Here is a 15,979-nt window from a genome sequence, read left to right as displayed (position 1 = left end):
TATGCTCAAATATGTAAAACTAATAAGTATTAGTTTAGTAGTATCGTCTTGTATTATGGGAATTAACTATTTAATTAGCTATCTTTGGTCAGGGCATATACCTTCTTTGACGTGGAGAACATATTTGATATTTATCGTTATATTTATGATGAGTTTTAGTTCAATGCAAAAAGAAGGGGGAGAGGATTATTGACAATAGTCTTCTTCGCCTTTCTTTCATTAACACAAATGTTCATAACTGTTTTCGGAAATGCAGGTATGATCTTTAATATAATTTCACTATCGCTACAACTTGTAAGTTCGGGTGTAATTGTACCACATGAGATGCTTTCTAAAACATATCAAACAATCGGCGAATTATTTCCCGCAACATATGCAGCGAATGGCTATTATACAATAATATTTGGGGGAGTTAGTTTAGGAGAAAATATTATTTCGTTATTAGTCATTATATTAGTTACACAATTGGTAGCAGTAATTACTGTATCTATAAAAGAAATAGTAAAGAGAAGAAGTCATGTAGTTAAAGAAGTATAAAATAAAAACGGTATCCGCCGAAGGATACCGTTTTTATTTTATTATTTTGCAACTTCTGTCCACTTGTAGTTAAATTCACCGCCGAAGTCAGTTGTTACAAGTCCTTTAATGAAAGAGCGTTGTAAGTAAGAACGACCTTGTTGGTATAAAGGAGCGACAGCACCGTCTTGTAATAGGATTTTTTCAGCTTGCTTCATTGCTTCAAAGCGAGCCTTTTCATCACCAGCTAAATCTGTTTTCACTTTATGAATGAGCTCATCATACTCTTTGTTAGAGTATTTATCGAAGTTATAAGCACTTTCTGTTGTAAATAAATCTAAGAATGTAATTGGATCAGCGAAGTCAGGGCCCCAGCCATCAATTCCAATTTCATAATCACCACTTAATAGTAGTTTCAACTGTTGTTTACGTGGTTGTGGTTTTAAATTCACTGTTAATCCATCTAGATTCTTTTCTAGTTCACCTTTTAAATATTCACCAGTCTTTTTAGCTAAAGCATTATCGCTTGTTAATAGTTCGATTGTTACTTTGTCAGTACCAAGTTCTTGTTTCGCTTTTTTCCAGTTTTCTTTCGCTGTTTTCACATCATCTTTGACTAGGTTTCCATTTTCTTTACGGAAGTCGTTGCCTTCTGGACTTTTTGCAAATTTTGCAGGAACCATTCCTTCAGCTGGAACAGCGCCGTTATTTAAAATTGTTTCTACGTATGCTTTTTTATTCATTGCTCCGTTAATAGCAAGGCGTGCATGTTGATTTTTTAATGTTTCATTTTTTTGATTGAGTCGTAAAAATTGAATGCCAACTTCAGCGCGGTCTTTGAAATTTGGATCACCCTTATATTTATCAACAAACTCCGCAGTCAAAGCAACACGATCAATTTGTCCTGAATCGTATAAGTTAACTTCTGTAGACTTATCTTTAACGACATTGAAGTTGATTTCTTCTAATTTTACAGTTTTAGCATCCCAATAGTTAGGGTTCTTCTTCAATTGGAAGCTTTGCTCGTGTTTCCAGTTATCTAATGTGAAAGCACCGTTGTAAATTAAATGATTTGTTTCTAAACCATATTTATCGCCCTGAGATTTTAAGTAATCTTCATTAATTGGTAAGAATGTTGAGAATGTCGTTAAGCTTAAGAAGTAGGGAACAGGACGGTCTAGTTGTACTTCTAACGTTTTATCATCAAGAGCTTTGACCCCTAGTTGATCAATTGGTAATTGTTTCTGGCTTATTTGTTTCGCATTCTGTATATCGAAGAATAAGAATGCATATTCAGCTGCTGTATCAGGATTTACGGCACGTTGCCAAGCGAAGACAAAGTCCTTTGCTGTAACTGGAGTACCGTTTGACCATTTTGAATCACGCAGGTGGAATGTATATTTTGTTTTATCGGGACTAAGGTCAACCGACTCAGCAACACCAGGAATTGGTTTGTTATCTTCTCCCATTGCATATAAACCTTCAAAAACATTTCGCATTACGCTCATGGATTCCCCATCCGTTGCTTTTGCAACATCCATTGTTGGAATTTCTGAAGCGAATGATAAGTTAATTGCCTGCTTATCAGGTGCTTTATCATTTGCTTTCGCTCCGCTTGCATGATCTTTATTTCCCCCGCAAGCAGTTAGTAATAGACTTGCCCCTAAAACAGATGCAACAACAGGTACAACTTTTTTCTTCATTGTTCGTTCCTCCCTAAATGTGTTGTTCGTAACGTCGTAATGTCCACGTTTTGAAGTGTAGCTATAGAAGAAGAGAAAACCTATTATAGATATGTGTATGTAGGTAATCAGGTGTTCTATATGTATATACATGTTGAACTATAATCTATCGTTATATGTTTCAACGTAGTAGACGTTATATTTTGATGGTGAAATATTTCGTTTATTTGATTATTTAGAATATTAACACTGGAAATAACTATATGTCAATAATAAAAATAGATTGTTAATTTCTTAGAATAATATATTAAAAAAGCAGATTTCCTCGTATTAGGGAATCTGCTTTTCATATGTTTTGCTAAAAAAACAATTGGTGTGGGCTAATAATCAGTGGGGATGAAGAAAAACCCACTGATTAAAGTTTCGCTTTATTTTTCAATTTTTGCCCATTTGAAGTTTAATTGACCTGCAAAGTCTACTTGCACAATTCCTTTCACATAAGGACGCTCTAAATAAGATTCGCCTTTTTGGTAAAGAGGAGCGATAACAGAGTCTTTAAATAATATTTTCTCGGATGCTAGTAATGCTTCCCAGCGAGCTTTTTCATCACCAGCTAAAGTTGTTTTTACTTTTGCTATTGTTTCATCAAACTCCTTATTAGAGTAATGATCTAAGTTGTAAGGGTTATTCGTTGTAAATAGCTCAAGGAATGTAATTGGATCCGCAAAGTCAGGGCTCCAGCCGTCAATTCCAATTTCGTAGTCACCTTTTAATAAAAGTGAAACTTGTTGTTTACGTGGTTGCGGCTTTATATTTACCGTTAAGCCATCTAAATTCTTTTCTAGTTGTCCTTTTAAGAATTCACCAGTTTTCTTTTCAAGGTCACCGTCACTTGTTAATAGTTCTAACGTTATTTTTTCAGACCCAAGTTCTTGTTTTGCCTTTTTCCATAATTCTTGAGCAGATTTTGTATCAACCTTTGTTAAATCGCCGTTTGCAGCACGGAAATCTGTTCCGTCAGGTCCTTTTGCAAAGTTTTTCGGCACGAGACTAGAGGTTGGTGTAGAGCCGTCATTTAATAACGTATTTACAAAGGATTTTCGATCAATTGTTTGATCGATTGCTTGGCGTGCAGAAACGTTTTGAAGTACTTTGTTTTGTTGATTCATACGTAGAAACTGTACCCCTACGTTTGGCCGTTCTTTAAAGTTAGCATCCTTTTTATATTTATCAACGAAGTCAGATGTTAGTTTGATACGATCTAATTGTTTTGACTCGAATAAATTTACTTCTGTAGATTTTTCTTTTACGACGTTAAAATTGATTTCTTCCAGTTTGACAGTATCTTTATCCCAATAGGTAGGGTTTTTCTTGAATTTAAAGCTTTGTTCGTGCTTCCAATCGCTTAGTGTAAAAGCTCCGTTGTACAAGATTGTATTGTCTTCTAAAGCGTACTTATCACCTTGTGATTTAAAGAATTCCTCGTTAATTGGTAGAAATGTTGGGAACGCTGTTAAGCTAATAAAGTACGGAACAGGACGTTCTAATTCTACCTCAAACGTATGGTCATCAATTGCTTTTACACCAAGTTGATCGGCTGGAAGTTCTTTGTTGTTAATTTTTGTTGCATTTTTAATATCAAAGAATAGAAATGCATATTCAGAGGCTGTTGCTGGATCAACAGCTCTTTGCCAAGCGAAGACAAAATCTTTCGCTGTGACAGGAGTGCCGTTTGACCATTTTGAATCTCGTAAATGGAATGTGTATTTCGTTTTATCACCACTTACTTCATGAGATTTTGCAACACCAGGGACAGGTTTGTTACCTTCACTAAGATTATACAAACCTTCAAATACGTTTCTCATTACTTGACCAGAATCAGTATCTGTAGCACGAGCTGTATCCATTGTTCGTATTTCAGTAGGTGAAGATAAGTTCAAAACCTGTTTACTAGGCGCCTCGTCTTTTGCATTTGCTCCGCTTGCTTCATTTTTATAACTACCGCAACCAGTTAATAAAATACTTACTCCTACAACTGATGCAATACCGGGTACAAACTTCTTTTTCATTTGATTTTCCTCCTAAATAATTAAGTTTGGATGATGATGAGGGAAATGAAAAATAAAAAATCCCTCTTTTCATATTGAGAAAGAGGGATTTTTACGTACAAGTTATGCACCCGTATATAAACGAAGTCCCTCATTCTATCTTTCAAGCACAAAGCTTGCAGGAAGTGGCACAGTATTCAAAATGAACCTGTTGCCGAGGTTTCAAAGGGCCAGTCCCTCCACCTCTCTTGATACAATGAGTAAACGAATAAATTTTATTAATTTTTGTGTTTCTTTGATAATTCAAAATCTTACACCTCGGATAATGAAGTGTCAACCAATTGGAATATAGTTTAAATTTTCAGTTTTCTTCAACGGGAAAAACCACTGCATATGGCAGTGGTTTTTCTACTAGAAGTTAAAGTTATCTGGATCTGGACCAACGCGACGATCTTCATTTAGAGCTTGAATTGCTTTCATGTCATCAGCACTTAATTCAAAATCAAAGATATTTGCATTTTCAATAATGCGATGTTCTTTAATAGATTTAGGGATTGTTACAACTTCATTTTGTAAATCCCAGCGTAAAATAATTTGTGCAGTTGATTTATTATATTTTGTCGCAATGTCTTGTAATGTTGAGTTATCAAGTAGTTGTCCCTGCATTAATGGTGACCAAGCTTCAAGCTGGATGTTATGTTCTTTACAGAAAGCGTGTAATTCTTCTTGTGCTAAACGTGGGTGGTATTCCACTTGGTTGACCATTGGCTTAATTTCAGCGATTTCAAATACGTCTTGTAAGTGGTGAATGTGGAAATTACTCACACCGATAGCACGAACACGGCCATCTTTATAAAGTTTTTCTAACGCTTTCCATGATTCAGTATATTTCTCTTTTACAGGCCAATGTACTAAATATAAATCTAAATATTCTAGACCTAATTTCTCTAATGTAGTTTCAAATGCTTGAAGTGTCGTTTCATATCCTTGATCGCTATTCCATACTTTTGATGTAACAAATAATTCTTCACGTGAAACACCTGATTCACGAATCGCTTGTCCAACGCCTTCTTCGTTTTGATAGATTGCTGCAGTATCGATGCTGCGGTAGCCATTTTTAATTGCTGATTTTACAGAATCAATTACTTCTGAACCATCTTCTACTTTAAAAACACCTAAACCGAACCAAGGCATTTTCACACCGTTATGTAATGTTGTATAGTCTTTTAAACTTGTTAAACTCATATTATTTCCCCCTAGCTTTTTTGTTTGTTGCTTCTACTGCTTTTTGAATTGCCTCTGAAAAATTATATTCATATAAAGCTTTGAGACCTTCAGCTGTGGAACCACCTGGCGTTGTTACTTGTTCGCGGAGGTTAGCCGGATCTTGCGTTTGTTCAAGCATAGAAGCAGAGCCAGAAATCATTTGAATGACAAGGTGTTTTGCGGTTGCTTCATCGACGCCATAACTTTTTGTTGCTTCAATCAAGCTTTCAGCAAAGTAATAAAGGAAAGCAGGTGCACTTCCAGTAACTGCGGTAAGCTGATGAACTTCTTCTTCAGTACAAAGTTGCGAAGTGCCAATGCCTCTTAAAAGTAGTTGCAGGGTTTCTTGATGCATCTCGTTTACTGATTGTCCCATTGTATATAAAGAGATAGACTTTCCAATTTCGGCAGCTGTATTTGGCATAATCCAAGCAACAGGTGTTCCCTCTGGAAGTCTTTCTTCTAAATAAGATGGGCCAATGCCGGCGGCTACCGTTACGACAAGTTGATTCGATAGTAACGGAGATAATTCTGCTAATAATTCTTCATGTGCAGAAGGTGGCATTGCTAAAACAATCGTATCAACAGATGTAACATGCTGCTTCCAATCTGTTGCAGTAGACACATTATATCGCGCTCGTAATTGTTCTAGCTTTTCTACGTTGCTGCGGTTAGAAACGATAATTTCTTCGATGTATTCTTTGCTTGTTTTAAGTAATCCGGAAAATATAGCTTCTGCCATACGACCAGCACCAATAAATAGAATTCGATGTTTAGTTAGCATATCCTTTATTCCTTTCTAGTGAAGATATGTTATAAAAAACGATACCATCTTTAAGAGAATTTTGTAAAAAGAAAAGACTTGTAGTGAAAAGAATGAAATGTGAGGGAGGAGAGGTGATACAAATAAGGCTATAAAAATTATTATATTTAAAAAATAGTTGTAATAAAAAATCCCTGAAGCAGCTAAGCTTCAGGGATTGATAGATTATAAGTTTATGCTTTTGTCATACCTAACAATACAGCGCCGCCGATAATTAAAACACTACCTAGTGCAATAAAGATCAATTGACGTTTTGTTTTCTTTTCACCTAAGAAGACAATCGCACCGAATGTTGAGATAACGATTCCAGTTTGAGATAATGGGAAGCTTGTTGCTACTCCGACACGTGGTAATGAAAGAAGTAAGAATAAGTTTCCAGTTCCCCATAGTAAACCAGATAAAGCATTACGGATTGCATATTTGTTAAATGGTTTATGTTTAGATGTCAATACAACCGCACCAACAAACATACCAACTGCTTGTGGTAAAATAGCAGACCAACCATCGATATTATACCAACGAATAATAATTACATATACAAGGTAACCGAAAGTAGAAACAATTAAAGTAAGAAGTCCTTTTTTCAATTGTCCTGGTGGCTGTGCATTTTCTTTGTCATCTAGTGATGTGAATACAACACCAACTACGATTAATAGGATTGCAATCGTTCCCAGAACAATCGTTGTTGTAGTAGTCCACTCACGGAAAGCGATAACCCCAAAGATAGAAGTTGCAACAAGTTGCATACCAGTAGAAATCGTTACAGTAGTTGAAACACCTAGTTTTTCAACTGTTTTTAATTGGTTTACTTGTCCTAAAGCCCAGAATAAACCTGAAATAAAACCAACAATCAAGACTGTCATTGTTAAAGCTGGTTGAGTAAATACATACATAATTGTTGCGAAGAATAGAGCGCCGATTGTCATACCTACCGTTTGGCTATATGCACCACCGCCCATTTTTACGCTTACTAATAAGATGTTTCCCCATGCAATTGCAGGAAGAAGCGCTAATAAAATGTCCATTACAAGACTCCCTTCGGTTTTCTATACCAATATAATTACATATCGTTCTAACGATCGGTAATGCCCCACTAATAGAGTAGAAGATTACCGATCGCTAAAACAGGATGAAGAATTCACGATATAAATGCGTTTTCATTTCTTCATTTTTTGAAACACCTCCATATAATAACAGGAAATTGCCTATTTTAGAAAGTGAATTCAAATAAAATGTATATTTTAATAAAAGGTAAAATTCAGTTATTTCCCGGCGGTATATTTTATTTCCTGAGAAATAAAGAAGCAGCTTCGAAAAAAGCTGCTTTAAGGGTTAGTAATTCTTTTATTAATAAGCTGAATACATAGCAGAAATAGGAGTGACATACTAATAGTGATAACTACAAGTGTCCAGGCGAGCTGCATATTACTTGCATCAATCGCCATATAAATTGCAGTTGGGATTGTCTGTGTTTTACCAGGAATGTTCCCAGCAAACATGAGTGTAGCACCAAATTCCCCTAGTGCACGAACAAAGCTCAAAATCATTCCACTTAGTAATGCAGGAAATGCAAGCGGAAGTGTGACGTGTAGAAAAACTTGATATTCACTCGCACCAAGGTCACGAGCACTTTCCTCAATTTGTACATTCGCAATAGAAAACCCTGTTTTTGCTGATTGGTACATGAGCGGAAATGCAACAACTGTAGAAGCGATGATTGCAGCAGTAGATGTGAACATCATGGACTGCTGAAATATTGATTCTATCCATGTTCCAATGGGACTATTATTTCCAAAAATGATAATGAGAAAAAAGCCGATTACAGTTGGTGGAAGTACCATTGGTAATAAGAAAATAGTTTCTAATATTATTTTATATCTCCATGAGGAGCGTGCTAGCGCTCGCCCGATAATCGTCCCTAAAATTGTAACGATAATGGTGGCGCATGCAGCTACTCGTAAAGATAGAAAGATTGGTGACAAAATGGCATCAAAGCTCATGGCAATTATGACAGGACTGTAAATCCATATTTCTTAAAGATAGATTGTGCATCTTTTGACTGCAAATACTCATAAAATGAAGTCGCCTCTTTCTTATGCTTAGATTCCTTTATAACACCTAAAGGATAGTGGATTGGCTCATGCGAAGTAGCTGCTGCTGTCTCGCCAATCTTTACTTTGTTTGAAATAAGAGCATCGGTTTTGTATACAATACCAGCATCGACATTACCTGTTTCTACATATGTTAACACTTGGCGAACATCTTTTGTAAATACGATTTTATTTTGAATGTCATTCCATAGATTTTCATGTGTGAGAGAAGCCTTTGCGTATTTTCCCGCAGGTACTGATTCAGGTGTACCAAGTGCGATTTTCTTAATTTTTTCATCTTTTAAATCTTGAATTTTTGTAAGAGAACTATCTTTTGGGACAACTAGAACGAGTTCATTTCCAAGAAGATTTTTCCCTTCTTTTTCATTAATAAATCCTTTTTTAACAAGGGTTTGGAATTTATCTTCGGCTGCTGAGAAGAATAAATCAGCAGGCGCGCCTTGTTCAATTTGTTGTTGAAGTGCACCAGAAGCACCGAAGTTAAAAGAAAGTTTAATATTAGGTTCTTTTTCTTTATATTTTGTTTCAATTTCTTTTAGTGCATCTTGTAAGCTTGCAGCAGCTGATATAGTAAGTTCTACTGCTTTTCCTTCTTTAGCAGTTGATTTCTCTTTCTTATCTCCGCTTGTACATGCAGCACTAAATATAAGAAGAAAAGAAAGTATAAGTGCCCCGATGGATCGTAATGTAAACTTGTTCATAAAAAAATCCCCTTTCGTTTTGACATAATTAATTATAACTAATTATAACTAGATATAACTAGTTATAATTGAATATAATTTGAACGATGTAGTTGTTTTTAATATAGGAGAAATATTCTTTTCTTTGTTACAATGAAGGAAGAAAGTGAGGAATCGTCTATGGATCATCATTCCTACACAACGGAAGAAGTAGCGAAGCGATTAAAAGTATCAAAATTAACTGTATACGATTTAATTAAAAAAGGAGAACTGCCTTCTTATAGAATTGGTAGACAGATGCGCATTGATGCAACGGATTTAGAACAATATATAAAGCAAATGAAAACAGGGAAAATACAAGGTACTCCTGTAAAGAGCGAAGATAGTAGAGGCTTGAATACATGTATTATTAGCGGACAAGAACTAACGTTAGATATGTTGGCAAAACGTATAGAAAATCGCTTGCCAAGTTCAAATATATTAAGGGCATATCAAGGTAGTTTAACGAGTTTAGTAAAAATGTATCAAGGAGAAGGAAGTATCGTTAGTCTGCATTTGTTTGATGGAGAAACAGGTACATATAATGTTCCGTATGTAAAACGTATTTTAGTTGGACAACCATGTACGATGATTAATTTATTAGCAAGAAACGTTGGGTTTTATGTGCAAAAGGGAAATCCAAAAAATATAAAAACATGGGCTGATTTATCTCAATCATCTATACGATTTGTAAATCGAGAAAAAGGTTCTGGCATTAGGGTGTTAGTGGATGAACAATTGCGCATTCAAAAATTAAATAAAGAGCGTATTAGTGGATATGAATGGGAAGAGTCGAATCATCTTGGTGTTGCCACGCAAGTCGCAAATGGAAAAGCTGACGTAGGAGTAGGTTCAGAAAAGTTTTCACAGATTGTAAATGTAGACTTTATTCCAATCATGAAAGAACAGTATGATTTAGTGATTTTGAAGAATAAAGAAAATGAAGAGCTGATCGAAGTCGTGAAAGATATTCTGCAATCGGAAGAATTTCATAATGAATTAAAAGCGATTGGCGGATACGATATGACGAAAACAGGCCAAATTATATATGAAACAAACTAAAAAGCTGCTTGTCTATAAGACGAGCAGCTTTTTTTATATATAAAGGGGTTTGGGGAAACAAAGTATTAAACAAGACCTTGAGCAAGTGTATAAATGAAGGCCGTAAGAAGAGTAGCTCCACTTGCAAGTCCGATAAAGTGAAACTTTAATCAGTGAGGGCGGGGTATCCCTCGCTGATTATTAGCCTTCACCAATCGGGCTTTTACGGGCAGTTGATCCCAAACCTAACTTCTTTGATTTCGTTGAATTTTGAAGTGGGAGTCGTACTGCCCGTTAATGCGGGGAAAAGTCTGATTTGTTGAAAGTAATGTTGTTCATTATAATCTTTCCTTATTTGTTTAATGTAGTTGCGACGGCTTTTGCATCGACAAGTGCGGATAGCACCATGCCCATTGTATTTAAAAATTTGTTTGATTTCATTTTGCTCATCATGCGTATCCGCTCCTTTTCGAATTGTTGTTGCCCTGCTTTATGTCTTAATTATAGGAAATATGATGGCCCGCAACTATCGAATTAGCTTACGGGAGACTTACATTTGTGTAAGAAAAAAAGACATTCATGTAAGAATGTCCGTTAAAGCATATTGATATGATGATGCTCTTCAATTGTTTTTAAGAAGCTGCGCATTGAATTCGTCATGTAGCTATCTTTACGGCGTATGAAAACTGTTGAAATACTACCGTATTTTTCAGGAATTGCATGACAATGTACTTTACCTGCTTTAGAAAGATGATGGACAGCAGACTGTGGTACGAGTGTAATTCCAAGGCCGAGTGCAACACTGTTTAATATTGTCTCTAATATATTAAATTCCATAATTCTTTTTGGGAGCAAACCTTCATCTTTAAGCCATCGTTCTAGTTTGGAACGGTATCCACATCCTTGGTTAAAAACGAGTAGGGGCGTTGTTGTAAATTCTTCTATATGAAAAGCTTTATTTTGTGTTACAAGCATTAATTTTTCTGTACTAACATCGTATTGTTCAATTAGTGGATGTTTAATAGGCCCTGATATAAAGGCGCCATCTAATTGATGATCAAGTACTTCTCTAATCAATGCTTCTGTTAGACCCGCTTGTAATGATAAATCGACATTCGGATAGCGTTTATAGTAAGAAGATAAAATGGTAGGTAATGTACTTACTGTTTCGACTGTACCGATTTTTAATATGCCAGAGGGAGTTTCACTATCTAAAAATACTTGTTTTAGCTCGTCAACATCTTGCAAAATTTTATTAACATAAACGAGCATTTTTCTTCCTTCAGCTGTGAGAGTCATGCCTCGTTTATGACGATAAAAGAGCGGTGTTTTTAGCTCGTTTTCCAGTTGTTTAATACGTGCAGTTACATTTGATTGTACGTAGTTTAATTCCTTTGCTGCACCGCTTACACTACCGCGGTCGGCAACGCTTTGGAAGATTTGTAAGTCTCTTAATTCCATAGTATGATCCTCCTTGATGTTAACTATCATTATAAGTGATAGTTAACATCATTTTGAATCATTTTACGTGATATATTTTTTCTTTTACAATTCTCTTTGTGCAAATAGAAAGAAGCGGGGGAATTGTGTTGAGAAAAGGTCAAATGATAATAGGGGCTTTAGCATGTTTAATTGCAAGTATGTCATGGGGGGCAATGTTTCCGGTTGCTGATCATGCGCTAGAATACATAGATCCATTTTATTTTTCGCTCATTCGCTATGGAGCGGTGGCGATCGTACTTATTGTATTGTTGTTAATGAAAGAAGGAAAACAGGCATTTCGTTTAGAGGGAAGAGGAAAGTTACTCGTCTTTTTCGGAACGATGGCGTTTACTGTATATAATGTACTTATATTTTTAGGTCAAATGTTAATGGGGAAATCAGGCGTGATGGTTGCTTCTATTATGGAAGCACTGATGCCGATGATTTCTATTTGTATTCTATGGGGATATAAGCATGTAAAACCGAAAAAGTATATGATAACGAGCATGATTATCGCCTTTGTAGGAGCTGTATTCGTTATTACGAAAGGTGATATGAGTTTCTTTTTAACATTGAAAGATAACATGTTTTCACTGGCCTTTATATTTGTTGGTGTTGTAGGTTGGGTTATTTATACGATGGGTGGTCAAACGTGTAGCGATTGGTCAACATTACGTTATTCTACGTTGACGTGTGTATTTGGTACGACTGTCACAGGGATTATAACTGTAATCATTACATCGTTTGGATACGTATCGGTTCCGAGTATGGGAACGATTTCTATCGTGAAATATGATTTATTGTTTATGATGACATTACCAGGTATCGTAGCGTTACTTGCTTGGAACTATGGTGTGAAAATTTTATCGTCCATTAATGGGATTTTATTTATTAATTTTGTACCAATCACGACTTTAGTTATTATGATGATGCAAGGATATCGAATAACAATGTTTGATATTATAGGGACTTTACTTGTTATTGCAGCACTTATTCGCAATAACGTTTGTCAGAGAAAAGAAGAAAATATAAACAAGCGAAGTTTACAAGAAGAGCAATTACGTCAAGCTGTTTAATAAGCAATTGGAGGATTTCACATGTTAGAAAGTTTATTGTTTTTCTTCGCCGTCGGAGTTGCCTGCGAGCTTGCAGCAATTAACCGAAATGGTCGTAAAAAGATAAAACAACAAGCTGAGCTGATACAGCTTTTAAAAGAATTGAAAGAAAGAAAAATGTAAAAAGACGACCGGGCATAGACGGTCGTCTTTTTCTATATAAAGGGGAAAGGGGACACAAAGTTATACAAGCGTAGCAGCGTAAATAAAAGCAGTAAGAAGAAGAGAGCCGCTAGCTAATCCTAAAAAATCTAATTTGTTAAAAGTGATGTTATTCATGATGAATTCTCCTTACTTGTTTAATGTGGAAGCAACAGATTTTGCATCGATTAGAGCGGAAAATACCATGCCCATTGTATTTAAAAAATTGTTCGTTTTCATCGTGTTCATCATATGAATCCGCTCCTTTTCGAATAGTTGTTGTTTCTTTCTGACTTAATTGTATGAAATATTTGGGGAAGTAACTATCGAATTAGCTTACAAGAAAATTACACTTTTGTAAGAATTGAAATGTAACAATTAATACTTAAAATTATTACCAACTCCTAAAACTTAGTGTTATAATCGTTGTAAGAGAATGATTATAATTCGGATATTCAGAAAGGAACGAAACAAATGTATAAACCAATTACATTTTTGTTGAAATATATATTTAAAACAGCTGGGAAAGTAGAAGTGCAAGGAAGAGAAAAGTTACCAGAAGGTGGCCCATATGTTGTTGCATGTACACATACAAGTTTTATGGATGTATTAATGTTAGCTACAGGGATGTACCCGACCCAAATTCATTACATGGCAAAAAAAGAGTTATTTGAAGGGAAGTTCAAAAATTGGTTCTTTAAAAATGTGAATGCATTCCCTGTAGATCGTGCGAATCCAGGACCGAGTACACTTAAAATTCCATCACGCCTATTAAAAGAAGGGAAAGTAGTAGGGATTTTCCCAAGTGGAACACGATCAACAGAAGACGTTTCATTAAAAGCTGGGGCTGTTACGATTGCTCTGCGTTCTAACGTTCCGTTAGTACCGGCAGCTTATGTTGGTCCATCAAGTATAAAAGAATTAATAAAAGGGAAAAAGGCGCAATTGATTTTTGGAGACCCAATTCAAATTGATGCTGAAGAACAAATAGATCGAAAGACAGCTATGAAAATGATGACAGATCAATTAAATGAAAAGTTTGATGAGCTAAAGGAAACTTTGCAATCAAATCAAAAGTAAGAAAAGACGACCGGGCATAGACGGTCGTCTTTTTTATTACTATTTATAATAAAGGGGAAAGGGGACACAAAAGTTATACAAGCGTAGCGGCGTAAATAAAAGCAGTAAGAAGAAGAGAGCCGCTAGCTAGTCCTAAAAAATCTAATTTGTTAAAAGTGATATTGTTCATAATGAATTCTCCTTACTTGTTTAATGTGGAAGCAACAGCTTTAGCATCGATTAGAGCAGAAAATACCATGCCCATTGTATTTAAAAAATTGTTTGATTTTATTTTGTTCATCATATGAATCCGCTCCTTTTCGAATAGTTGTTGTCCTGTTTCTGACTTAATTGTATGAAATATTGAGGAGAGTAACTATCGAATTAGCTTACAGGAAAATTACACTTTTGTAAGAAAAACGAATAAAGGTGTAATGATGAGAAAGTTTGACATATGTTCGTGGAATTCATTAAGTTAAAAGTAGAGGTGAGTGTATGGCCAATATTAAAGATATTGCAAAGATGGCGGGAGTTTCAGTTACAACTGTTTCGAGAGTGTTGAATGATCACCCATATGTAAGTGAAGAAAAAAGGAAAGCGGTTATGGAGATAGTTGAGAAGTTGAATTACTCACAAAACGCAAATGCTGTTCATTTATCAAAAGGGAAAACGAATATTGTTGGTGTAATTTTACCGTATATTAATCATCCATGTTTTGATGCGATGGTGGGCGGGATGATGGAGGTGGCGTTAGCTCATAATTACAGAGTGCTACTTTGCCAAACGAATTATAATAAAAAAGAAGAAATGAAAAGTTTACATATGTTAAAAACAAAACAATTGGATGGCCTTATTATTTGTTCTCGTGCGAATGATTGGGAAACGATAGAGCCGTATGCTTCCTATGGGACGATCGTTGCTTGTGAAGATAATGATATTTCAAATATCTCAAGTGTATATACGAATCATTCGGCAGCTTTTCAATTAGGAATGGATTATTTGATTAAGAAAAGTTATAAAAAAATTGGTTATTGTACGGGAAGGAAATTAGGTCCGAGTAGTCAAAAACGTTTTGATGTTTATAAACAGCAATTGCAATCTATAGATGAAGAATTGAATGAAGAATGGATTTTCACAGAATGTTTTACATTAGAAGATGGTGTGAAAGTGGCTCATAAATTAAAGGGGATGCAGCATCTTCCTGAAGCATTAATAGTAGCAGGAGATGAAGTTGCGATTGGGGTTATGACAGAAGCTGAAAAATTAGGTATTCAAGTTCCTGAGGATTTAGCGATTATTGGCTTTGATAATCAACCTATTTCGCAAGTGTTACAACTTACAACCATTGATCAAAATTTAAAGGAAATAGGTAAAAAGGCCTTTGAAATGTTTTACAGGCAAATACGTGATGAAAGTTCTAAACAAGAAAAGGTGGAAATTCCATATGAACTTGTGGAACGCTCTACCGTTTAGCTTCAATCCGTTATGTGTAAATCACATAACGGATTGTTTTTTTGAAATATCTTTGACAGAAAACGCGTTTCATACTTTATAAAGGAGTTACACCGGTCTGTAATAATCCATGGATTCTTTTCAAGAATAGTATTTGGAGGGATATGCATGAATGAACTTTTATTGAGTATGAAAAAGTATATAGAAGATGATGAAAAGATTTTGGCTTTTGTTGTAGGGATATTTGAGAAGGATAATTTTACGCTATCGTATCAACATGGGATTTTTGCTGCTACTACTAGACGTCTTCTCTTTTATGGAAAGTTTCCATACTATCCTGCAACATTTAAAGATTATTCATATTTGCATATAGATAGCATAGATTTTCGTCCGCATTTCGAATGTACTTGTAATCATGAAACCATTCGAGCTAAGTATATTCAGAAGGGGAATGTGGAGCGATTTGTCCGTACAGTTAGAGCGAATATGAATAATTAATCACCCCTTTGTTTAAACATAATATC

The 15,979-nt window shown here is 35.3% G+C and carries 18 protein-coding genes, 1 pseudogene and 1 riboswitch; of the genes and pseudogenes, 8 read left to right on the top strand and 11 right to left on the bottom strand.

Going from position 1 to position 15,979, the window contains the following annotated elements:
• The first annotated feature begins 1 nt into the window (after nt 1).
• Nucleotides 2–193 carry a hypothetical protein gene (locus tag MNO09_RS29870; protein WP_000922555.1) on the top strand — a complete coding sequence of 64 codons (192 nt, stop codon included), beginning with the start codon at nt 2–4 and terminating at the stop codon, nt 191–193.
• Nucleotides 190–537, top strand: a complete 348-nt coding sequence (locus MNO09_RS29865; protein WP_000156937.1) for an ABC-2 transporter permease — start codon at nt 190–192, stop codon at nt 535–537. The genes MNO09_RS29870 and MNO09_RS29865 overlap by 4 nt, the downstream gene beginning before the upstream one ends.
• 41 nt (nt 538–578) lie before the next feature.
• On the opposite strand, the gene MNO09_RS29860 is transcribed toward MNO09_RS29865, so the two are convergent.
• The 7 genes from MNO09_RS29860 to modA all read right to left on the bottom strand — a co-directional run bounded on the left by MNO09_RS29860 (nt 579) and on the right by modA (nt 9,147).
• Nucleotides 579–2,219, bottom strand: a complete 1,641-nt coding sequence (locus MNO09_RS29860) for a peptide ABC transporter substrate-binding protein (protein ID WP_000731055.1) — start codon at nt 2,217–2,219, stop codon at nt 579–581.
• A gap of 407 nt (nt 2,220–2,626) precedes the next feature.
• Complete coding sequence (locus tag MNO09_RS29855) at nt 2,627–4,267, bottom strand: peptide ABC transporter substrate-binding protein (RefSeq protein WP_000726490.1); 1,641 nt, start codon at nt 4,265–4,267, stop codon at nt 2,627–2,629.
• 132 nt (nt 4,268–4,399) lie between these two features.
• Nucleotides 4,400–4,504, bottom strand: a riboswitch (SAM riboswitch).
• 153 nt (nt 4,505–4,657) lie between these two features.
• Entirely contained in the window at nt 4,658–5,491 is an 834-nt protein-coding gene (gene pgoN / locus MNO09_RS29850; RefSeq protein ID WP_000060175.1) for a glyoxal/methylglyoxal reductase, read from the bottom strand.
• A 1-nt stretch (nt 5,492) separates the two neighbouring features.
• Nucleotides 5,493–6,296: a pyrroline-5-carboxylate reductase gene (gene proC / locus MNO09_RS29845; protein ID WP_000956271.1), complete on the bottom strand. Its 804-nt coding sequence runs from the start codon at nt 6,294–6,296 to the stop codon at nt 5,493–5,495.
• Between the two features lie 212 nt (nt 6,297–6,508).
• Entirely contained in the window at nt 6,509–7,360 is an 852-nt protein-coding gene (locus MNO09_RS29840) for a GRP family sugar transporter (protein ID WP_000353549.1), read from the bottom strand.
• Nucleotides 7,361–7,660: 300 nt separating this feature from the next.
• Complete coding sequence (gene modB / locus MNO09_RS29835) at nt 7,661–8,335, bottom strand: molybdate ABC transporter permease subunit (protein ID WP_002096926.1); 675 nt, start codon at nt 8,333–8,335, stop codon at nt 7,661–7,663.
• Between the two features lie 5 nt (nt 8,336–8,340).
• Entirely contained in the window at nt 8,341–9,147 is an 807-nt protein-coding gene (gene modA / locus MNO09_RS29830) for a molybdate ABC transporter substrate-binding protein (protein ID WP_001032227.1), read from the bottom strand.
• Nucleotides 9,148–9,279: 132 nt separating this feature from the next.
• Between modA and MNO09_RS29825 the strand changes: the two genes are divergently transcribed.
• Nucleotides 9,280–10,227 (top strand): substrate-binding domain-containing protein, encoded by a 948-nt coding sequence (locus MNO09_RS29825; RefSeq protein WP_000657105.1) that lies wholly within the window; start codon nt 9,280–9,282, stop codon nt 10,225–10,227.
• Nucleotides 10,228–10,292: 65 nt separating this feature from the next.
• On the opposite strand, the pseudogene MNO09_RS29820 reads toward MNO09_RS29825, so the two are convergent.
• Together MNO09_RS29820 and MNO09_RS29815 are read right to left on the bottom strand one after the other, a co-directional pair.
• Nucleotides 10,293–10,373, bottom strand: a pseudogene (locus MNO09_RS29820) (DUF3948 family protein); the annotation flags it as partial.
• A 427-nt stretch (nt 10,374–10,800) separates the two neighbouring features.
• Nucleotides 10,801–11,667 (bottom strand): LysR family transcriptional regulator, encoded by an 867-nt coding sequence (locus MNO09_RS29815; protein WP_000423062.1) that lies wholly within the window; start codon nt 11,665–11,667, stop codon nt 10,801–10,803.
• Between the two features lie 128 nt (nt 11,668–11,795).
• On the opposite strand from MNO09_RS29815, the gene MNO09_RS29810 reads away from it, so the two are divergent.
• A complete protein-coding gene (locus MNO09_RS29810) occupies nt 11,796–12,764 on the top strand; it encodes a DMT family transporter (RefSeq protein WP_001225442.1) in 969 nt (322 codons plus the stop codon).
• A gap of 21 nt (nt 12,765–12,785) precedes the next feature.
• Nucleotides 12,786–12,926 (top strand): YrzO family protein, encoded by a 141-nt coding sequence (locus MNO09_RS29805; protein ID WP_000894064.1) that lies wholly within the window; start codon nt 12,786–12,788, stop codon nt 12,924–12,926.
• Nucleotides 12,927–12,986: 60 nt separating this feature from the next.
• Here MNO09_RS29805 and MNO09_RS29800 read toward each other — a convergent pair whose 3' ends face one another.
• Nucleotides 12,987–13,082: a DUF3948 family protein gene (locus MNO09_RS29800; RefSeq protein ID WP_001060007.1), complete on the bottom strand. Its 96-nt coding sequence runs from the start codon at nt 13,080–13,082 to the stop codon at nt 12,987–12,989.
• 336 nt (nt 13,083–13,418) lie between these two features.
• On the opposite strand from MNO09_RS29800, the gene MNO09_RS29795 reads away from it, so the two are divergent.
• On the top strand, nt 13,419–14,024 hold the full coding sequence (locus tag MNO09_RS29795; protein WP_000277785.1) for a lysophospholipid acyltransferase family protein: 606 nt from the start codon (nt 13,419–13,421) through the stop codon (nt 14,022–14,024).
• Between the two features lie 73 nt (nt 14,025–14,097).
• Here MNO09_RS29795 and MNO09_RS29790 read toward each other — a convergent pair whose 3' ends face one another.
• A complete protein-coding gene (locus tag MNO09_RS29790; protein ID WP_001060007.1) occupies nt 14,098–14,193 on the bottom strand; it encodes a DUF3948 family protein in 96 nt (31 codons plus the stop codon).
• 305 nt (nt 14,194–14,498) lie between these two features.
• Between MNO09_RS29790 and MNO09_RS29785 the strand changes: the two genes are divergently transcribed.
• On the top strand, nt 14,499–15,476 hold the full coding sequence (locus MNO09_RS29785; protein ID WP_070169279.1) for a LacI family DNA-binding transcriptional regulator: 978 nt from the start codon (nt 14,499–14,501) through the stop codon (nt 15,474–15,476).
• Nucleotides 15,477–15,623: 147 nt separating this feature from the next.
• Nucleotides 15,624–15,953, top strand: a complete 330-nt coding sequence (locus MNO09_RS29780) for a PH domain-containing protein (RefSeq protein ID WP_001004213.1) — start codon at nt 15,624–15,626, stop codon at nt 15,951–15,953.
• Nucleotides 15,954–15,979 lie beyond the last annotated feature (26 nt).

It is taken from the genome of Bacillus sp. N5-665 (assembly GCF_022637375.2).
Classification (GTDB): Bacteria; Bacillota; Bacilli; order Bacillales; family Bacillaceae_G; genus Bacillus_A; species Bacillus_A wiedmannii.
The sequence above is the reverse complement of the archived record's forward strand: the minus strand, read 5'-3'. Positions and strand labels throughout refer to the sequence as shown.